The sequence below is a fragment of the Bartonella sp. LJL80 genome (genome assembly GCF_054871565.1).
In genome coordinates this window covers 145,040-164,855 of sequence record NZ_JBTXLM010000004.1, presented here as the reverse complement: position 1 = coordinate 164,855, position 19,816 = coordinate 145,040, and the positions used below count along the sequence as shown (strand labels likewise).

26 protein-coding genes are annotated in these 19,816 nt (G+C 46.7%); 3 read left to right on the top strand and 23 right to left on the bottom strand.

Going from position 1 to position 19,816, the window contains the following annotated elements; all coding sequences use genetic code 11:
• Positions 1 to 209: 209 nt before the first annotated feature.
• The 4 genes from recA to ACYSNS_RS07640 form a co-directional block, all read right to left on the bottom strand.
• Positions 210 to 1,292: a recombinase RecA gene (gene recA, locus ACYSNS_RS07655; protein WP_461722556.1), complete on the bottom strand. Its 1,083-nt coding sequence runs from the start codon at positions 1,290 to 1,292 to the stop codon at positions 210 to 212.
• A gap of 228 nt (positions 1,293 to 1,520) precedes the next feature.
• On the bottom strand, positions 1,521 to 2,192 hold the full coding sequence (locus ACYSNS_RS07650) for an OmpA family protein (protein WP_461722555.1): 672 nt from the start codon (positions 2,190 to 2,192) through the stop codon (positions 1,521 to 1,523).
• A 120-nt stretch (positions 2,193 to 2,312) separates the two neighbouring features.
• Entirely contained in the window at positions 2,313 to 3,623 is a 1,311-nt protein-coding gene (locus ACYSNS_RS07645) for a replication-associated recombination protein A (RefSeq protein WP_461722554.1), read from the bottom strand.
• 8 nt (positions 3,624 to 3,631) lie between these two features.
• On the bottom strand, positions 3,632 to 5,026 hold the full coding sequence (locus tag ACYSNS_RS07640; protein WP_461722553.1) for a DegQ family serine endoprotease: 1,395 nt from the start codon (positions 5,024 to 5,026) through the stop codon (positions 3,632 to 3,634).
• A 228-nt stretch (positions 5,027 to 5,254) separates the two neighbouring features.
• Here ACYSNS_RS07640 and ACYSNS_RS07635 point away from each other — a divergent pair, with 228 nt between their 5' ends.
• From ACYSNS_RS07635 to ACYSNS_RS07625, 3 genes are all read left to right on the top strand, one after another.
• Positions 5,255 to 5,944 (top strand): sugar dehydrogenase complex small subunit, encoded by a 690-nt coding sequence (locus ACYSNS_RS07635; RefSeq protein WP_461722552.1) that lies wholly within the window; start codon positions 5,255 to 5,257, stop codon positions 5,942 to 5,944.
• Positions 5,941 to 7,533, top strand: a complete 1,593-nt coding sequence (locus ACYSNS_RS07630; RefSeq protein ID WP_461722551.1) for a GMC family oxidoreductase — start codon at positions 5,941 to 5,943, stop codon at positions 7,531 to 7,533. The genes ACYSNS_RS07635 and ACYSNS_RS07630 overlap by 4 nt, the downstream gene beginning before the upstream one ends.
• 123 nt (positions 7,534 to 7,656) lie before the next feature.
• Positions 7,657 to 8,952 carry a c-type cytochrome gene (locus tag ACYSNS_RS07625; RefSeq protein ID WP_461722550.1) on the top strand — a complete coding sequence of 432 codons (1,296 nt, stop codon included), beginning with the start codon at positions 7,657 to 7,659 and terminating at the stop codon, positions 8,950 to 8,952.
• A gap of 708 nt (positions 8,953 to 9,660) precedes the next feature.
• On the opposite strand, the gene rplQ is transcribed toward ACYSNS_RS07625, so the two are convergent.
• The 19 genes from rplQ to rplP all read right to left on the bottom strand — a co-directional run bounded on the left by rplQ (position 9,661) and on the right by rplP (position 19,805).
• A complete protein-coding gene (rplQ, locus tag ACYSNS_RS07620; RefSeq protein ID WP_461722549.1) occupies positions 9,661 to 10,086 on the bottom strand; it encodes a 50S ribosomal protein L17 in 426 nt (141 codons plus the stop codon).
• A 24-nt stretch (positions 10,087 to 10,110) separates the two neighbouring features.
• Entirely contained in the window at positions 10,111 to 11,124 is a 1,014-nt protein-coding gene (locus ACYSNS_RS07615; RefSeq protein ID WP_461722548.1) for a DNA-directed RNA polymerase subunit alpha, read from the bottom strand.
• 96 nt (positions 11,125 to 11,220) lie between these two features.
• Positions 11,221 to 11,610 carry a 30S ribosomal protein S11 gene (gene rpsK / locus ACYSNS_RS07610; RefSeq protein WP_182417112.1) on the bottom strand — a complete coding sequence of 130 codons (390 nt, stop codon included), beginning with the start codon at positions 11,608 to 11,610 and terminating at the stop codon, positions 11,221 to 11,223.
• 122 nt (positions 11,611 to 11,732) lie between these two features.
• Positions 11,733 to 12,101 (bottom strand): 30S ribosomal protein S13, encoded by a 369-nt coding sequence (gene rpsM, locus ACYSNS_RS07605; RefSeq protein WP_461722547.1) that lies wholly within the window; start codon positions 12,099 to 12,101, stop codon positions 11,733 to 11,735.
• A gap of 182 nt (positions 12,102 to 12,283) precedes the next feature.
• Positions 12,284 to 12,862 carry an adenylate kinase gene (locus ACYSNS_RS07600; protein ID WP_461722546.1) on the bottom strand — a complete coding sequence of 193 codons (579 nt, stop codon included), beginning with the start codon at positions 12,860 to 12,862 and terminating at the stop codon, positions 12,284 to 12,286.
• Positions 12,859 to 14,205, bottom strand: coding sequence for a preprotein translocase subunit SecY (gene secY, locus ACYSNS_RS07595; protein ID WP_461722545.1), 1,347 nt, complete (start codon positions 14,203 to 14,205; stop codon positions 12,859 to 12,861). The genes ACYSNS_RS07600 and secY overlap by 4 nt, the downstream gene beginning before the upstream one ends.
• Positions 14,206 to 14,442: 237 nt before the next feature.
• On the bottom strand, positions 14,443 to 14,910 hold the full coding sequence (gene rplO / locus ACYSNS_RS07590; RefSeq protein WP_461722544.1) for a 50S ribosomal protein L15: 468 nt from the start codon (positions 14,908 to 14,910) through the stop codon (positions 14,443 to 14,445).
• 20 nt (positions 14,911 to 14,930) lie between these two features.
• Positions 14,931 to 15,137 (bottom strand): 50S ribosomal protein L30, encoded by a 207-nt coding sequence (rpmD, locus tag ACYSNS_RS07585; RefSeq protein WP_461722543.1) that lies wholly within the window; start codon positions 15,135 to 15,137, stop codon positions 14,931 to 14,933.
• A 33-nt stretch (positions 15,138 to 15,170) separates the two neighbouring features.
• Entirely contained in the window at positions 15,171 to 15,731 is a 561-nt protein-coding gene (gene rpsE, locus ACYSNS_RS07580; RefSeq protein ID WP_461722542.1) for a 30S ribosomal protein S5, read from the bottom strand.
• 103 nt (positions 15,732 to 15,834) lie between these two features.
• Positions 15,835 to 16,197 carry a 50S ribosomal protein L18 gene (gene rplR / locus ACYSNS_RS07575; protein ID WP_461722541.1) on the bottom strand — a complete coding sequence of 121 codons (363 nt, stop codon included), beginning with the start codon at positions 16,195 to 16,197 and terminating at the stop codon, positions 15,835 to 15,837.
• A gap of 12 nt (positions 16,198 to 16,209) precedes the next feature.
• Positions 16,210 to 16,743: a 50S ribosomal protein L6 gene (gene rplF, locus ACYSNS_RS07570; protein WP_461722540.1), complete on the bottom strand. Its 534-nt coding sequence runs from the start codon at positions 16,741 to 16,743 to the stop codon at positions 16,210 to 16,212.
• 38 nt (positions 16,744 to 16,781) lie between these two features.
• Positions 16,782 to 17,180, bottom strand: coding sequence for a 30S ribosomal protein S8 (rpsH, locus tag ACYSNS_RS07565; RefSeq protein ID WP_461722539.1), 399 nt, complete (start codon positions 17,178 to 17,180; stop codon positions 16,782 to 16,784).
• Positions 17,181 to 17,193: 13 nt separating this feature from the next.
• Complete coding sequence (rpsN, locus tag ACYSNS_RS07560) at positions 17,194 to 17,499, bottom strand: 30S ribosomal protein S14 (protein WP_461722538.1); 306 nt, start codon at positions 17,497 to 17,499, stop codon at positions 17,194 to 17,196.
• A gap of 26 nt (positions 17,500 to 17,525) precedes the next feature.
• Positions 17,526 to 18,083 (bottom strand): 50S ribosomal protein L5, encoded by a 558-nt coding sequence (gene rplE, locus ACYSNS_RS07555; protein WP_461722537.1) that lies wholly within the window; start codon positions 18,081 to 18,083, stop codon positions 17,526 to 17,528.
• Positions 18,076 to 18,387, bottom strand: a complete 312-nt coding sequence (gene rplX, locus ACYSNS_RS07550) for a 50S ribosomal protein L24 (RefSeq protein WP_461722536.1) — start codon at positions 18,385 to 18,387, stop codon at positions 18,076 to 18,078. The genes rplE and rplX overlap by 8 nt, the downstream gene beginning before the upstream one ends.
• 12 nt (positions 18,388 to 18,399) lie before the next feature.
• Positions 18,400 to 18,768 (bottom strand): 50S ribosomal protein L14, encoded by a 369-nt coding sequence (gene rplN / locus ACYSNS_RS07545; RefSeq protein WP_008039971.1) that lies wholly within the window; start codon positions 18,766 to 18,768, stop codon positions 18,400 to 18,402.
• 158 nt (positions 18,769 to 18,926) lie between these two features.
• A complete protein-coding gene (rpsQ, locus tag ACYSNS_RS07540) occupies positions 18,927 to 19,166 on the bottom strand; it encodes a 30S ribosomal protein S17 (protein WP_461722535.1) in 240 nt (79 codons plus the stop codon).
• 12 nt (positions 19,167 to 19,178) lie between these two features.
• A complete protein-coding gene (gene rpmC / locus ACYSNS_RS07535; protein WP_077992526.1) occupies positions 19,179 to 19,379 on the bottom strand; it encodes a 50S ribosomal protein L29 in 201 nt (66 codons plus the stop codon).
• 12 nt (positions 19,380 to 19,391) lie between these two features.
• Positions 19,392 to 19,805 (bottom strand): 50S ribosomal protein L16, encoded by a 414-nt coding sequence (gene rplP, locus ACYSNS_RS07530; RefSeq protein ID WP_461722534.1) that lies wholly within the window; start codon positions 19,803 to 19,805, stop codon positions 19,392 to 19,394.
• Positions 19,806 to 19,816 lie beyond the last annotated feature (11 nt).

The following is a 19,816-nucleotide window of genomic DNA, read 5'->3' as shown; positions in this document are numbered from 1 at the left end:
GTTATCCGGAGAACACCAGCCGAGACAACCTCTATCGTATCTTCCCCCACTAAACAGTGGGTTGTCTTAGAAACCTGTCGATGATCAATAGTTTGCGAAACCTGAACAACAGCGATCATAGCCAATTTGAAAAAGAAAAGCCGCTACAATCTTTCGATTATAGCGGCCCTAAATCGCTGCCAGAAAGCAGCTAAGGCGTCTGAAAAAACTTAAACTGCTTCGCTTTCTTCTTGCGCATCTGGGCCACCGTTTTCTAAAAGCTCTGCAGCGATCAGGCCAGCATTTTGACGCAACGAAGTTTCGATCTCGTCAGCAACTTCCTTATTATCACGTAAAAACTGCTTTGCATTCTCACGGCCCTGCCCCAAGCGCTGAGAATTATAAGAGAACCATGCGCCAGACTTTTCGACGACACCTGCTTTAACACCCAGGTCAATCAACTCACCTAGCTTTGAGATGCCTTCTCCATACATGATGTCAAACTCGACCTGTTTGAATGGAGGTGCCAACTTGTTCTTTACAACCTTCACACGGGTTTGATTACCCACGACTTCATCACGATCCTTGATTGCACCAATACGCCGGATATCCAAGCGGACAGACGCATAAAACTTTAGAGCATTACCACCCGTTGTCGTTTCGGGCGAACCAAACATCACGCCAATTTTCATACGTATCTGATTGATGAAAATAACCATACAATTAGACCGCGAAATGGATGCCGTTAATTTGCGCAATGCCTGACTCATCAATCGCGCTTGAAGACCAGGAAGAGAATCCCCCATTTCGCCTTCAATTTCTGCACGCGGTGTTAATGCTGCAACCGAATCCACAACCAAGACATCTACAGCACCTGAACGCACTAATGTATCTGTAATCTCAAGGGCTTGCTCACCCGTATCCGGCTGAGAGATGAGTAGATTTTCAAGATCAACGCCAAGCTTACGTGCATATACCGGATCAAGAGCATGCTCTGCATCGACAAAAGCGCAGATACCACCACGTTTTTGCGCTTCAGCAATTGTATGCAAGGCTAGCGTTGTTTTACCTGAACTTTCGGGTCCATAGATTTCAACGATACGACCTTTGGGCAGTCCACCGACACCCAAAGCAATGTCCAACGACAAGGAACCCGTTGGTATCGTTTCTATTTCAACAACCTGCTCGTTCTGGCCAAGACGCATAATTGAGCCTTTGCCAAATGAGCGTTCAATCTGAGATAGCGCAGCATCCAGAGCCTTTGATTTATCCACCGTTTTATCCTCAACGAGTCGCAATGTGTTCTGGGACATTTTACACTAACCTTTTCTCAGACTTGAAGCCCATAGCGTTTATTCTCACAGACTATTTTGTACCTCTTTTGTTCTGTTTTTGCAATACCGCTATGCTGTTGATTTATCACATTTTTATAATTTTGTTCTTTTATTGTTCTAGGTACCTATTTGTTATCAGATTTGTAAGAAATAAAAAACCGCCGCACTGCATGCGGCGGTTTCAACCATTTTTTATATGGCTATTGCTTAATATCCACTCTGACGCAGAGGGGAAATTTGAATTTCTACACGACGATTCTGCGAGCGCCCATCTGGTGTTGCATTTGACGCAATTGGATTGGACGGCCCATAACCGACGACTGAAAGACGACGGCCATCAATACCCTGACTATTCAAATAGTTTGCAACCGATAGTGCTCTGCGCTGTGATAGGTCCTGATTGTGCTGCAGACTGCCTGTCGAGTCTGTATAACCAAGAACGTCCACAAGTGATTTTTCATATTTTTTCAGCACAAGACCGACAGAATTCAAGACCGGGTAGAACTGCGGGCGAACAGCATCCTGATCCGTATTGAAGGTGATGTTCCCAGGCATATTAAGAAGAATTTGATCACCATTTCTTGTCACAGAAACGCCCGAGCCTTGCAACTGTGCACGCAACTCTGATTCCTGTCGATCCATGTAATTGCCGATGAGGCCACCACCAAGCGCACCCACTCCAGCACCAATAAGAACTGCATTGCGTTGAGCCCGGCTTGAACCGCCAACCATAAGGCCGCCTAAGGCACCCGCGACAGCACCGATCGTTGCTCCTCCAGCGGTTTTGGATATCTGGCTCTCGCCGGTATAGGGATTGGTGGTTGTACAAGCAGCCAAGACACTACCGGACAAAAATAAGATGCCTATCTTTTTCAACATAGTCGATTAACTCCATTCTTAATTAGATCGTATAATCTCCGAATGGAGATCGTCGGTTTCCTCGAGCATTTGAGCAGAAATTATTAGAGGCTTTCTACGCAAACACCAAGTTTTTATTTCCTATTTGCGTTCGCTACGCAGCTTAGACCACCATTCCAAGCGTTTATTCAACTCGCGTTCAAAGCCGCGCTCAGGCGGTTTATAGTAATGTTGACGGCCCATTTTTTCCGGAAAATAATCTTGCCCTGAAAATGCGTCCGGCTCGTCATGGTCATACCGATAACCATCCCCATATCCCTCGCCCTTCATCAACTTTGTTGGTGCGTTGAGAATGTGCTTGGGCGGCAACAGCGAACCGTTTTCCTTCGCCGATCGCATGGCAGTCTTGAATGCCATATAAGCTGCATTTGATTTCGGAGCCGTTGCGAGATAAATGCACGCTTGCGCCAATGCAAGTTCGCCCTCCGGCGAACCAAGGTAATCATAGGCATCCTTGGCAGCATTACAAATGACCAATGCTTGTGGATCTGCAAGGCCAATATCTTCAACAGCCATACGCACCAGACGCCTACCTATATACAGCGGGTTTTCACCGGCATCAAACATGCGAGCAAGATAATAGAGTGCAGCATCCGGATCGGAACCGCGCACAGATTTATGTAAGGCGGAAATGAGATTGTAGTGTCCATCCTGTCCCTTATCATAAACAGGCGCTCGTCTTTGAACGATCTCCTGCAACATCTTCGCGTCGAATAATTCGCCATCACGCGCAGCGCGCCAAACCTCCTCGGCTAAGGTCAAGACAGCTCGACCATCTCCATCGGCCATGCGAACAAGCATGGTACGTGCCTCATCATCAAGCGGTAGTGTCTTGGCCTCAATCCGTTCAGCACGCGCCAACAAAGTTGCCAGACTTGCTTCATCATGAGCGCGGAATGTAAGAACGCGAGAACGCGATAAAAGAGCGGCATTAAGCTCGAAAGATGGATTCTCTGTGGTCGCTCCAATCAAAATAACCGTACCATCTTCCATTACGGGTAGGAAACTGTCTTGTTGGGCACGATTGAAACGATGGATTTCGTCAACAAAAAGCAGAGTTTGCCGTCCCGACATTTGGCGCGCACGTGCGCTTTCAAAAACCTTCTTAAGGTCAGCAACACCTGTAAAGATTGCCGAAACTTGCTCGAATGCCAAGCTCGTTTCATTCGCCAGAAGCCTTGCCACCGTCGTTTTACCTGTCCCTGGCGGTCCCCAAAAAATCATGGACCCCAAAGAGCCAGCAGCGATCATACGGCTCAGCACCCCTTCTGGGCCAGTCAGATGGTCCTGACCAGTCACCTCGCTGAGATGATGTGGACGCATCCGCTCTGCTAGAGGGCGGTTGCGATCTGCCCTTGGATCTGGCGAAGCTTCAAAAAGGTCATTGCTCAAAACACACCTCAACGAACGAATTGGCGGATAAGCATGCCATTGCGTTCAAATTCTAATTGCCAGATACGCGGAGTACCCGCAGCAAGAACCTTTTTTAGATCAGCAATCGATTTTATCTCATTGCCGTTCACTGCACGTATGATATCCCCCGGCCGGAATACAACAGCCGCATTGGCGTTGGCTTCTAAATTGTTGATTACCACACCGGTGCTATTCGGGGGCAGTCTGAAACGACGTGTATTTTGGGGCGTAAGATTTAATATTTCTGCTCCAGTGAATGGTGTATCACCAGCAAGAATCTCCGGCTTTGCAATCTGGTCAGCCGGTGTTGCTGCGAGTGCTATAGATGTTTCTATCGTTTTTCCATCCCGTAGATATTCGAGTTTCAGTTCGTGTCCGACCCCCGTCGTCATCAAACGATAACCGAGACTATCCGGGGTATCAACGCGCGCACCTTGCGCTGTCAAAATGACATCACCGATTTTTAAACCAGCCCGTTCTGCCGGACTATTTTTGACAATATCAGTAATGATCGCGCCATATGGTTGCTCCATCCCTAAACCTTCGGCCACATCCGCCGTGACATTCTGGAACGATGCACCGATGTAGGGTGGTTCGAAGCTTGTTTCACCACGTTTCACCGTATCGACCACAGCGCGCACAAGATTTGCCGGGATTGCGAAACCAATACCGACTGAACCGCCAGAACGCGAATAAATCGCGGTATTTATGCCAATCAACTCGCCCTTCATATCAATAAGAGCGCCACCGGAATTCCCCGGATTGATGGCTGCATCTGTCTGGATGAAAAAATCAAAATCTGAAATGCCAACTCTCGTACGAGCTTGAGCGGAGACTATTCCACTCGTAACGGTTTGCCCTACCCCAAAGGGATTGCCTATAGCAAGCACAAGGTCACCAACTTCAACGGCATCAGAGTTTCCTAATGGCAGAACAGGAAATTTAGCACCTTTAGGTTCAATCTTCAAAACCGCAATATCCGTTGCCTCATCTTTCAGCATGACTTTACTTTCGAACTCGCGACCATCAGATAGCGCGACCTTGATCTCGTCAGCGTCCCTTATCACGTGATAATTCGTTACTATCAGACCACCTTCATCGACAATTACACCCGAACCGAGTGAAGATTGGGTACGCGATGGACGATTCGGCATTGTCCGCCCGAAAAACTGCTCGAAAAATGGATCACCTTCGAAAGGCGAACGCGCGCGTACCTGACGTGCCGCATAAATATTCACGACCGATGGAACTGTTTTCTTCACCAATGGCGCGAAAGAGAGTTTGATTTCACCTTGCGATTGAGGAATCTGAGCCTGACTTGCTACCGGGGAGAAAAACGCCCAACAAATGCATGTAACAATTGTACAGAAGGATAGTTTCATATTCTTCTCCTCAATATCTATCAAAAACGACTATTCGGGTTCAACATAGCTGCTGCTGATGCGAGTGGACAGTACTCTCCTTTTATATGAGCGATTCGGGCAAAAGAACGATACCGATGGTAAAATTAATCACATCTATGTGTGAGATGTCGACCTCAACCAAATTTGTATTGCGCGTTTTTGGAACAGCTCTAAACACAGAAAACAAGTGTACATCGGGAAAGAACCATGATGAATAGAAGAGAACTGCTCACCGCTTTGGTCTTAACACCGCCGATTTTGGCATTACAAACCAACACGCTTTTCGCTCAAACGTCCAACCGTTCTGCAATATTGATTGTTAGTGAAGCACTGACAGGACGTTCTCCGCTTGATCCAGAAATCGCGATGAGAGTGGAACGGATCCTCACAAAACATGATGAGACATTTCCAAGCAGACTAGCCAAGCTGGCATCTGCCATTGGCGCCGCACAAGCCAGAGATCGTGATCACACTATAGCGTCTTTATCAGATGAGAATATCGATACAGCAATAGAAATAATACGACCCTGGTATTTAGGCTTCACCGGCACCCCCTCTACATCCCATATGGAAGATGATGCCGAATTTGTTACGTTTCTGTCTGCTCTCATGTATGAACCGACAAAAGATAATACGGTAAGACCAAGTTATGCGCGCGATGGTCGTGATTATTGGGCACAAACACCAGCCGGTGTCGAACCTCCAAACATGGATCCAAACATTCGCGAGTGGGGTGACAAATCTCCTAAAGCGGCAGCGACATATGCGTCAGCTGATCCGGCCTATCTTATACTCGTACAGGGGCGCGCAAAAACACTCAGCGAAGCAGAAACAATGCTGAAGAATGAAGCCGACCAAACAAACGAAGGCGCGACATCTAAAGGAGCGGTTCAATGAGTGTATTTGATGCGGATGTCGTGATCATCGGTTCTGGTGCTTTGGGCGCAAATGCTGCCTGCCGTTTAGCAAAGGCAGGAAAGTCGGTCATTATGTTGGAAGCTGGCCCGTATATTCCACGGTGGAAGGTTGTAGAAAACTATCGTAATGCTGCGGCTAAAAGAAATTGGAACGCTCCTTATCCCAATCTTCCTTGGTCGCCCAATTCCTATACGAAAGGCTACATTGACGCAGTAACTGATGATGATCTCGATTATGCGACCAGCTTCATCAAAGTAGCCGGTGGCACAACCCGTCATTGGGCTTCTGCCTGTTGGCGTCTATTGCCTAACGACTTTAAACTCAATACCGTTTACGGCGTAGGACGTGACTGGCCGATTTCTTATGACGATCTGGAACCATGGTATCTACAAGCAGAACGTGAAGTCGGAGTCGTTGGTACTCATGAAGAAGATCAGAGTGGTCAGGGTCGAGGTCACTATCCTCCTCGCTCGGCACCGTATCCATTGCCGCCAGAAGCGAAACCGTACATGCTTTTGCGCATGCAATCAAAGCTTGGGCCTCTCGGTTATCAAGTAACCCACGAACCGCATGGACGTGTCTCGCGCCCTTATGACGGCAGACCTGCCTGTGCAGGCAATAATAATTGTGAACCTGTTTGCCCGATTGGGGCAATGTATTCGGGCGATATGCATGTTGATAAGGCGATCAAGCTCGGCGTAAAACTCCTAACGGAATCGGTCGCATTTAAACTTGAAAAAGGCGAGAAGAATAAAATCGTCGCGGTTCACTATCGCAAACCGGATGGAAGCGATCATCGTTTAACCGCCAAGACTTTTATCCTCGCCGCGCATGCAATGGAAACACCTAAACTTCTGTTGATGTCCGATATCGCAAACAGTTCCGATCAAGTAGGCCGTAACTATATGGATCACACCGGAATGAGCCTTTCATTCCTGGCAAACGAACCGCTTTGGACGGGTCGCGGATCGGTCCAACATGGCAATATCGTCAATCGCCGTGATGAGCCAAGCAGATCACAGCACTCTGCTATACGATATTCATTTCGCAATCTCGTCCCGAATGTCGATGTGACACCTGCTTTATTGAAACAGCGATTGATGGGGACAAAGCTTGATGATGCAATACGCGACCATGCTTCACGTTCGATGAATATATCGACAATGAGCGAAACCCTTCCCAATCCCGCCAACCGGATACAGCCAAATCCTGATTACAGAGATTCAATCGGTCTGCCGGGATTGAAGATACACTACCATCTTGATGAGTATGTGCGGGGAATGCGTCCGCAAGCATGGAGTGACTTTGCAAACTTCTTACAGGCTTTCGAGGGCGAGATTACAGAAGCACCTACAGGATGGCGAAACCAGTTTCATATCATGGGCACTGTCATCATGGGCGCCGATGCTAGAAATTCTGTCGTCAATTCGGAGTGTCGAACTTGGGACCACGATAATCTTTTTCTGGCCACGACAGGTGTGATGCCCACATCCGCAACTGTCAATCCGACGCTGACAGGGATTGCACTGGCAATCCGTATTGGCGAAACCGTTGCCACAGAGGTTTAAGACATGCACAAGCTTTTAACCAAAATATTAGTTGCTTGCGCAATGCTTGTAAGCGTTTCATTCGCCGCACTATGTCAAACATCGAATCCTATTGATGCTAATACCATCCAACGAGGGCAGTATTTGGCGATAGCTGGCGACTGTGCCGCCTGCCATACGAACCCCGACGATAGCAACCCTTATTCAGGCGGCTTCGCAGTCAATTCGCCGATGGGTAAAATTTATGGGGCAAATATTACGCCCTCCAAAGTTAACGGTATAGGCAATTACAGTTTGGAAGATTTCTCGCGTGCTTTACGTGAAGGCGTGGCACCCGGTGGCAAATATCTTTTTCCTGCGATGCCTTATACCGCTTTTTCAGGACTATCCGATGAGGATATACATGCGCTATACGTTTATTTTATGAAAGGAATACCACCCGTTGACCACAATGTCTCGGAAACAGACCTCGGCTTTCCTTTCATTCGACCGGCCATGATCGGATGGAACATTCTTTTTCTGAACAAAAACACAATCGCTGGATCAGCTGAAGGGGCAACGCCTATTCAGCGCGGCGAATATCTCGTGAAGACACTAGGACATTGCTCTACCTGTCATACGCCACGTAATAGTTTTGCTGCTGAAAAGATGTCGGAGTTTTTGAGCGGTGGTAAAGTCGGTGCTTGGACTGCACCTAATATTACGCCCGACAACAAAACAGGAATCGGCGAGTGGTCGAATGATGATATCTTTACATATTTAAAAACCGGTCAGTTGCATGGCAAAGCTTATGCAGATGGCGATATGGGATTGGCAGTTCAAAACTCTTTCTCCAAACTTACGGATGAAGATCTTCGCGCTATCGCGGCTTACTTGAAGCAGATCCCCCCTATCTCTATTCCGTCACAGGCGCGAAATGGGAAAAAGGTCGACGACCACATAATTATTCACGATGTGGAAATGGGACAACCGAACGACTACAACACCAATTTCGATCTGAGCCAAATGACTGGTGCAGAAATATATAACGGCGCTTGCGCTACATGTCACGGCGCTGATGGTCAGGGCGCGCTGAGCGGGTCGAACGCATTTCCGCCGCTTCGTGGTACAACAACCGTCAATGCTACTGACGCATCAAACTTGATAATGACAATAAACAACGGCGTTCATAGAACAACCAATAGCAGACAAGTTTTCATGCCGGCTTTTAGGAATCAATTCGATGAAGAACAACTTCAAAAAGTAGCCGACTACGTTACCGCACATTTTAGCGTTGACGGTCACCATGTCTCAAGATCGCAAATCAATCAGGCGCTGTCTGGTGGCCCGAAACCCGGTTTTTTGTTAGAGAATGCCAAGACGCTTTCGATAGCAGGCTTTTTCATCATGTTGCTGCTCATAGTCGGGCTGATCAAACGCCTATTTACCGCAAAAAAATGACGTCAATTAAATTGGGTGATATGAGCGTGTATCTTAACAGGTCGTCTCACTGCTTATGTATTGTGGTGGGGCGACATCATCAAATAACGTTCGATGTGAAAACCACCTCACTCCGCAACTATCCCGTTTCGCTTCGCAATTCATAACTAAACTGACGTTTGAACTAAAAAGCTCATACCATCATTATCCCGACACTAAATTTATAGCTCGTCTGAGCTTAAAGATTATTTGGGGTATCCGGTAACCTGCCCAGTAACACAGCATACAATATTGTCCCATTAAATTGCCAAGAAGACCAAATATAGCGGATTACATCAAGCACTCGAAGAGAAACAGAATATCCGAACTGCGCGAAGACGCTACAGTGAAAAGAATGTCCAAGAATACATATAGTTACAACGCTTTCGGCAGTTCCAAACCATGAATTTGCGCATAAATAAGCGAAAGATAATAAGTCAATGACTAATGGCAGCGGTCAGGTTCGCTTTATCTCATTCTAAACAATCCAAACAAAAATAAATCATAGTGCAGTAACATTGGCTTTTCGATAAATTTTGGATATTTTTAGCGTTACCGGTAAGAATATGCCCCAAAAACTTAGTCGTTCAGAAGTGACGCCTTCAACTCTTAGAAAATAGAAAAACCCGCTGAAAATCAGCGGGTTTTCTGTCGAACAATGTAATTCACTTATAAAGCAAATTTCAAAAATTAGGCTGCGTCAGCTTCTTTTGCTTCTGCCTCAACACGAGCGCGGTCTGCTGCGCCCTTGGCATTAACATCGCGATCAACAAATTCAACAACAGCCAATGGTGCATTGTCGCCTGCACGATAACCAGCTTTCATAATACGCAGATAGCCGCCATTACGCGAAGCGTAACGAGGAGCAAGCGTTTCAAAAAGCTTCGCAACCTGTTTAACATCGCGAATAGCCGAAATAGCTTGACGACGTGCATGCAAGTCACCACGCTTTCCAAGCGTTACCAACTTTTCAACAATAGGACGTATTTCTTTAGCCTTCGGAAGCGTCGTCACGATCTGCTCGTGTTCGATAAGCGAAGTTGCCATATTGGCAAACATAGCTTTACGGTGACTAGCAGTCCGGTTCAGCTTGCGGCCTGATTTACCATGGCGCATGAGCTTTCTCCTTAATTCTTAAACTCAATATTGATCTTCGTAGCGTTTTGCGAGGTCATCGATGTTCTCCGGCGGCCATGCGGGGATTTCCATACCCAAATGGAGTCCCATGGAAGCCAGAACCTCTTTGATCTCGTTTAATGATTTGCGGCCAAAATTCGGAGTACGAAGCATTTCGGCTTCCGTCTTTTGGATAAGATCGCCAATATAAACGATATTGTCGTTCTTTAGGCAGTTCGCCGAGCGGACTGACAATTCAAGTTCATCGACCTTTTTGAGAAGCGCTGGATTGAAAGCAAGTTCGGAGACCTGTTCCTGAGGTGCTTCTTTCTGCGGCTCTTCAAAGTTCACAAAAACTGACAACTGATCTTGAAGAATACGAGCAGCAAAAGCGACTGCATCCTCACCTGTAACAGCACCATTCGTTTCGATCGTCAAAGTCAACTTATCATAATCAAGAACCTGTCCCTCACGGGTATTCTCAACTTTATAAGAGACCTTACGCACTGGCGAATAGAGACTATCAACTGGAATAAGACCAATCGGAGCATCTTCTGCACGATTTCTATCAGCAGGAACATATCCCTTGCCTGTATTGACAGTAAATTCCATGCGAATTTCTGCACCATCATCAAGCGTACAAATGACGTGATCTGGATTAAGAATCTCGACATCTCCAACCGTCTGGATATCACCAGCTGTAACAACACCAGGCCCTTCCTTGCGTACAACCATACGCTTAGGACCTTCGCCTTCCATACGAATGGCGATTTCTTTGATATTCAAAATAATATCAGTTACATCTTCCCGCACACCGGGAATAGATGAGAACTCATGCAAAACACCATCGATCTGAACTGCGGTAACAGCTGCACCGCGAAGCGACGACAATAACACCCGGCGCAATGCGTTTCCCAAAGTCAAACCAAAGCCGCGCTCCAATGGCTCGGCAATAACGATTGCCTTATTGGAACCAATTTGCGTCTGGAAATCGACCTTATTAGGCTTAATCAATTCCTGCCAGTTTTTCTGGATCATATTCCTATTCCTGTTCTTTACTCTCGTCACTATTCAGCCGTGACGACCAGTCTGAACGTCGAAGCATATAACTCCGACAATGAAAAACATACCGGATTAAACGCGACGCTTCTTGCGCGGGCGGCAACCATTGTGCGGGATTGGCGTCACATCACGAATCGACGTAATAACGAAACCCGCAGCCTGCAAGGCGCGCAAAGCGGATTCACGACCAGAACCAGGACCACAAACTTCTACTTCCAACGAGCGCATGCCGTGCTCTTGTGCTTTCTTGGCACAATCCTCTGCAGCAACCTGAGCCGCAAAAGGTGTAGATTTACGTGAACCCTTAAATCCTTGTGCACCGGCAGACGACCAAGCAATCGCATTACCTTGTGCATCCGTAATCGTAATCATTGTGTTATTAAACGTCGAGTTGACATGAGCAACCCCAGACGAAATATTTTTGCGTTCGCGACGACGAACACGTGTGGCTTCCTTGGCCATAATATCCCTTTCATTGATCTCTGCACCGCCGTAATACCAGCAGCTACACCCTCATTCGCTGTGACCACAAAGAGGCACTTGAGATGGCGAATGCACCTAAAACAAAACTGAAAAAATCAGTATTATTTCTTTTTACCCGCAATAGCCTTCGCAGGCCCCTTACGTGTACGAGCATTTGTATGTGTACGCTGTCCACGAACAGGAAGCGAGCGACGATGACGCAGACCGCGGTAGCAACCCAAGTCCATCAAACGCTTAATATTCATAGCAACTTCACGACGAAGATCACCCTCAACCTGATAGTCACGGTCGATAGCTTCGCGAATCTGAAGAACTTCAGCATCTGAAAGTTCATTCACACGACGTTCAGCAGGAATACCTACTTTTTCGACGATTTCCTTAGCAAATTTCGGTCCAATCCCATGAATATATTGTAGCGCAATAACAACACGCTTATTCGTAGGGATGTTGACGCCAGCAATACGAGCCACGCCTTTTCTCCTTAATTAGGTTGTCAACTAACTGTAAAGTAAATAACTACCATACAGCACAAAACGACCGGCACCGGTTGATACATCCGATTCCGATCATCTCACTGAAATGAATTGGTGCTGTCTTTGACGGATTTCTCCGGAAAAGTCAACTCCATTTCAATACTCCTGATCGATTGCTCTTATTTGAGCAATTGTTCGATGGCCGACGTCACAACAGATACATCAGCCATACCATCAACTGTTTTCAACTGCTGTGTACCAGAGTAAAACTGCGACAAAGGTGCAGTTTTTTCTCTGTACTCAATCAACCGCTTTTCAAACGCCTCTGGATTATCATCGGAGCGCACCTTACCGCCTGAAGCAAGCGTCTCTTCGACGCGCTTTTTCATACGGTTTACCAGAGCACCTTGATCAACAATCAATTCGATTACGCCATCAAGTTTCGTATTGCTTGATTCTAAAATCGACTGCAACGCCTCAGCCTGACCGACTGTTCTAGGATAACCATCCAAAATAAAACCGTTTTCGCAATCTTTTTCGCGGATTCTATCCGCAACAATTTGATTAACGATTTCATCCGAAACAAGACCACCATTATCCATAATAGCCTTGGCGCGCTTTCCTACTTCCGTTTGGGCGGCAACTGCAGCGCGCAACATATCACCCGTTGACAGTTGGGGAATATTGTATTTTTCAGTCAATATCTTGGCCTGGGTACCCTTTCCGGCACCGGGTGGTCCTAACAAAATAAGTTTCATCGATTCCTCTTCCCTCCCCTCAGTTTGGACTTCTTGATCAAACCTTCATACTGATGTGCAACAAGATGTCCCTGCACTTGCGAGACCGTATCAAGCGTAACTGTCACAACGATCAAAAGTGATGTACCTCCAAGATAAAACGGAACATGCAATGCTGACATCATGAATTCAGGCAAGAGACAAACCAAAATGATATAAACTGCACCTACAACCGTAATACGGGTCAAAACGTAATCAATATATTCCGCAGTACGCTCACCCGGACGGATCCCCGGAATAAAACCTGAATGCTTCTTAAGTTGGTCTGCCGTATCCTTAGGATTGAAAACAATTGCAGTATAGAAAAAACAGAAAAACGCCATAAGCCCCGCATAAACTAGCATATAAAGAGGCTGTCCATGGCTCAACGAGAACGATACGGTTTGAAGCCATTGCGGCATATTTTCAGAAAAATTATTGATTGTTGCGGGTAACATCAACAATGACGATGCAAAAATAGGTGGAATAACGCCGGCTGTATTTAGTTTAAGTGGGAGATGTGAAGTATCACCTTGAAACATACGGTTCCCAACTTGACGCTTCGGATACTGGATAAGAATGCGACGTTGTGCACGCTCAACAAAAACAATCACGGCAATGACCGCAACCACAATAAACACGATTGCTATAAGCAAGAAGGTGGATAGATCAGCCTGACTATGCGCTGTAAGCAGCTGTGCAATCGCAGAAGGAAGATTTGCCACGATACCTGCAAAAATAATCAGTGATATTCCATTTCCTATACCACGCGAGGTTATCTGCTCACCCAGCCACATCAAAAACATCGTGCCGCCCACAAGAGTAATAACGGCGGTTATACGGAAGAACATCCCTGGCTCTGTTACAATTTGCAAACCGGTCCCAAGCCCCGTTTCCAATGCAACAGCTATACCATAAGCCTGTATAAGCGCCAAAAATACCGTTCCGTACCTTGTATACTGGTTGATGATTTTCCTGCCGCTTTCTCCCTCTTTCTTCAACGCTTCAAGTGACGGCACAACTGACGTCATGAGCTGAACAATAATTGAAGCAGAAATGTAAGGCATAATACCTAATGCGAAAATCGCCATACGCCCTACAGCACCGCCGGCAAACATATTGAACAGCCCCAACACACCCGAAGCATGATGTTCAAAAGTCTGACGTAAAGCATCCGTATTGATTCCTGGCATCGGAATATACGTGCCAAAACGATAAACGAGCAGTGCACCCAAGGTGAACCAAATACGTTTTTTCAACTCGGTTGCACGTGAGAATGCGCCAAAATTCAAGTTCGAAGCGAGTTGCTCAGCGGCTGATGCCATAAAATTTCTCCGGTCTTCAATTCGTAACGAATTTAAAAGTTACGAAAACTTTGACAAGTCTTATCGTCATGCTACATCAAAAGCAAAGCCAAAGACTGTCCATTAAACCATTTTGTTAACAATTCTCGCTTTTGCCCTATTCAGAATCATATTGCAACGAGAAAAGACCACAAATAGAAAATGGCCCGGATGAGATGATAACCATCTCATCCGGGCCACAAAATTTTACTAAACGTTTTATTCAGCAGCAGCCGGAAGCTTGACCGAACCGCCGGCTTTTTCGACTTTTTCCACTGCAGCCTTCGAGGCACCGGCAACTTCAAAGACCACTTTTGTCTTTAACTCACCATCTGAAAGAAGACGAACTCCGTCTTTTTCGCGACGAAGAATGCCAGCTGCTTTCAACGCAGCAACGTCAACAGGCTTTGTACCGTCTAGCTTACCAGCATCAATAGCTTCTTGAACGCGGCCAATCGAAACTTCATTAAAGTTCTTTGCGAACAAGTTTGTAAAGCCACGCTTAGGTAACCGACGGTAAATTGGCATTTGACCGCCTTCAAAACCGTTTATTGCTACACCTGAACGAGACTTTTGCCCCTTAACGCCGCGACCAGCTGTTTTACCAGTCCCTGAACCAATACCACGTCCAACACGTTTACGGCTCTTTGTTGCGCCCTCTTGATCGCGCAGTTCATTGAGTTTCATTATCTTTACTCCTGCGATACTCAGCCTTCGTCCACAACGCGAACGAGATGCTGTACCTTGGCGATCATACCACGCACTGCAGGTGTATCCTGCAAAGTACGACGGCGGTGCATTTTATTAAGCCCAAGACCCTTCAACGTTGCACGTTGAACCTGAGGACGGCGGATCGGACTACCGACCTGCTCTACAGTAACCGTCTTGCCACCCTGAGATTTTTTCTCAGCCATTTTGAAATTCCTTTATCTCGCAAGTCCGGAGGACTATTCTTCCGAACCGACCAGATGCTGGCGACGAGCCTGCAAGGTCGAATACTTAATACCACGCTGGGCGGCGATATCTTTCGGATGCATCTGATGTTTCAAAGCATCAAAGGTTGCACGAACCATGTTGTATGGATTCGATGAACCAAGTGACTTAGCAACAACGTCTTGCATACCAAGCGTTTCAAATACTGCACGCATTGGACCACCAGCAATAATACCGGTACCTGCAGCAGCAGAACGCAACAAGACCTTACCGGCACCATGTCGCCCTTCAACATCATGATGAAGTGTACGACCTGAGCGCAGCGGAACATAAATCATTTCACGCTTGGCAGCTTCTGTCGCTTTACGAATAGCTTCAGGCACTTCGCGCGCCTTACCATGTCCAAAACCTACACGGCCCTTCTGATCGCCAACGACAACCAGAGCAGCAAAACCAAAACGGCGACCACCCTTTACAACCTTGGCAACGCGATTAATGTGAACGAGCTTATCAACAAACTCGCTATCACGTTCTTCGCGACGCTCGTCGCGATTATTACGTTCTTTTTGTGCCATTCCTCATTCCTTTTTCTTTTCCGGAAGCACGCAACTAAAAGAATCCTCTGGGTATCCAAGAGGATTCTTTGTGAAACACCCGAACACGATCCGGGTGAATATATTAAAAGCTCAGACCACCTTCACGCGCAGCATCAGCGAGCGCCTTGACACGACCATGATAAATGTACGGTCCGCGATCAAAAACAACTTCACTCACACCAGCCTTCTTTGCACGTTCTGCTATCAACTTACCAACAGCAGTCGCAGCATCTTTGCCAGCTCCACTCTTGACTGAATTTTTCAATTCACCCTCAAGTGTTGAAGCAGAGGCAACCGTGTGACCACGAAGATCATCAATGATCTGCGCATAAATATTTTGATTAGAGCGATGAACACTAAGCCGCAAACGACCATTAGCCACCGCTTTAACCTGACGGCGAACACGCTGAGCGCGACGCTGAAGAATTTCCTTAGGCGAAGCCATGATGCAAGTTCCTTATTTCTTCTTGCCTTCTTTGCGCACGATACGCTCGTTCGCATACTTAACACCCTTACCCTTATAAGGCTCAGGCCCACGATACTCACGAATCTCCGCAGCCACTTGACCGACTTGCTGCTTACTGATGCCAGAAACAACAATTTCGGTTGGCTTAGGAACGACTACCGTTATACCATTTGGCACTTCGTAGACTACATCATGACTGAAACCAAGTGAAAGCTGAATGTTTTTGCCCTGCATCGCAGCACGATAACCAACACCATTGATTTCAAGCTTTTTTTCAAAGCCGTCCTTCACGCCCTGAAAGATATTCTCAATCATCGAACGAGACATACCCCATTTAGAGCGTGCATCCTTAGACTGATCACGCGGAGTCACCGACACCGCATTTTCTTCAAATTTAACTAGAACTTCGTCATTAACGACATAGCTCAACTCACCCTTAGGGCCCTTGGCTTTAACCAACTGACCTTCAACAGTCGCTGTAACACCAGCGGGAACCGGTACGGGCTTTTTTCCAATACGAGACATTGCTTTAACCTGTCTTTCTGCCTGCGCCTATCACCACATCAGAAGATGCGGCAAAGAAGCTCCCCACCAACATTCTGCTCACGCGCCTCATGATCTGCCATAACACCCTTTGGTGTAGACAGAATCGAGATTCCCAAACCATTTGCAACTTGTGGAATGGATTTAACGGAAACATAAACACGACGGCCAGGCTTAGATACGCGCGAAATTTCACGAATAACCGCTGCACCCTCAAAATATTTCAACTCAATTTCGATTTCGGACTGACCGTTATCAAAATCAACCTGACTATAGCCACGAATATAACCTTCACGTTGGAGAACATCCAACACGCGGGCACGAAGCTTTGAAGCAGGTGTAGAAACCTTTGACTTTTTACGACCAAGAGCATTACGGATACGGGTAAGCATATCACCAAGAGGATCTGACATAGACATAACTATTCTCCCCTTACCAGCTAGACTTAACGATACCTGGGATATGCCCCAGTGAACCGAGATCACGCAAAGCAATACGCGACATTTTCAACTTGCGATAATAAGCACGCGGACGACCGGAAACTTCACAACGATTGCGAATACGAACTTTCGCAGAATTGCGCGGCATTTCCGCCAATTGAATAGAAGCGCGAAAGCGCTCATCAAGCGGTACTTTCTGATCCATAATAATGGCTTTCAAACGAGCACGACGGGCAGCATGACGCTTTACCATTGACTCGCGATGCTTATTTTTTTCAACGGCACTTGTCTTGGCCATAAACTTTTACCTCGCTACGCTTGCCGTTACGTACGGAACGGAAAATTGAAACCACGCAACAATTCACGTGCTTCATCATCCGTCTTCGCCGTCGTACAAACGATAATATCCATGCCCCAAATTTGATCAACCTTATCGTAGTTGATTTCTGGAAACACAATGTGTTCCTTAATACCCATGGCAAAGTTGCCACGACCATCAAAGCTTTTTGGATTTAGACCACGAAAGTCGCGTACGCGCGGAAGCGCGATCGTTACCAAGCGATCTAAAAATTCAAACATACGATCTTTACGCAAAGTGACCTTTGCGCCAAGCGGCATACCTTCACGCACCTTGAACGTCGCAATAGAATTGCGCGCATGCGTCACGATAGCTTTCTGACCCGAAATAAGAGCCAAATCTTCCGCAGCAATTGCAGGCTTCTTCGAATCTGCTGTAGCCTCGCCGACACCCATATTGATAACAACCTTATCAACACGAGGGATCTGCATTTCATTTTCATAACTAAATTTCTCTTGAAGCGCCTTACGAACAACCTCAAGATAATGCGTTTTTAAACGCGGCTCTTGTTTTTTATCAGCCATTGATCAGTTCTCCCGAACGCTTGGCAATACGAACCTTCTTACCATCTTCAACCCGAATACCAACTCGAGTAGGCTTGCCGTCTTTTGGATCAGCAACAGCCAAATTAGAAAGATGGATAGGAGCTTCTTTCGATATGATGCCAGCCTCCTGAGTCTGCGTCTGCCGTTGGTGACGCTTAACCATGTTTATACCGCGAACGAGAGCATTATTCTCTTTCGGGCTAACCTTGATAACCTCACCGCTGCGACCTTTGTCCTTACCAGACAAAACAACGACCTTATCGCCTTTACGAATTTTTTGCATCGCAATAGCTCCCTATAGAACTTCTGGAGCGAGCGAAATAATCTTCATATGATTCTTACCACGAAGTTCGCGGGGAACCGGTCCAAAGATACGTGTACCGATCGGCTCTTTCTTGTTATCTACTAAAACAGCAGCATTCTTATCAAAACGAATAACGCTACCGTCAGCGCGACGAATATCCTTAGCGGTACGAACCACTACAGCCTTCATCACATCACCTTTTTTTACGCGGCCGCGCGGAATAGCTTCCTTAACCGAAACGACAATAATGTCGCCGACTGAAGCATATTTACGCTTCGAACCGCCCAGCACCTTGATGCACATGACACGACGGGCGCCGGAATTATCCGCTACGTCGAGGTTTGTTTGCATCTGAATCATGACTGGCCGCCTTCTCTTAATGTTTACGTCCGGCAGTGCCTTTGACACATCCGGACTTGCCTGTCAAACAATGTTTAAAACTTTCTTCTCTAAATCGAAACGTTGGGCCACAATAAGCAACCCAACATTAATGTTTCAAAGTCAGAAAGTCTGGTTAATTACGCAGCGCCGTCTGTTACAACAACCCAGCGTTTATCTTTCGAAATCGGCTTTGATTCCTGAATAGAAACCTGATCACCGGTTTTGAACTGATTGTTCTCGTCATGCGCCTTGTACTTTTTAGACTGACGAATGGTTTTTTGTAGGAGCGGATGCGAATAACGACGCTCTACCTTTACCACAACAGTCTTATCGTTTTTGTCGCTGACAACAACGCCCTGCAGAATGCGTTTAGGCATGTCTTAACTTCCTTAAGCCTTGCTTTCGGCCGCCTTCTGGCGGGCGATGGTTTTAATACGTGCAATATCACGGCGAACCTGTTTTACACGTGCGGTTTTTTCCAACTGGCCAGTAGCCTTCTGAAAACGCAGATTAAACTGCTCTTTCTTTAGCTTCGCCAATTCATCGTTCATTTGGTCGAGCGTTTGCGCCCGTACTTCTGCGGCTTTCATCGCTTAACCTCTTTATTCAGCTATACGCTGGATGAAACGAGTCTTAACGGGCAGCTTTGCAGCTCCCAAACGTAAAGCTTCACGTGCCACATCTTCAGGTACACCGTCAAGCTCAAACATGATACGACCTGGAGCAACACGTGCTGCCCAATAGTCAACACTACCCTTACCTTTACCCATACGGACTTCGGTAGGTTTAGAAGTTACTGGAAGATCCGGAAAAATACGGATCCATACACGCCCTGCGCGCTTCATGTGACGCGTAATCGCACGACGAGCTGCTTCAATCTGACGCGCTGTCACACGCTCAGGCTCGACTGCCTTCAGGCCGTAAGCACCGAAATTTAGATCCGTACCACCTTTTGAAGCGCCATGAATGCGGCCTTTAAATTGTTTACGGAACTTTGTGCGCTTTGGCTGCAACATTGTTCTCTACT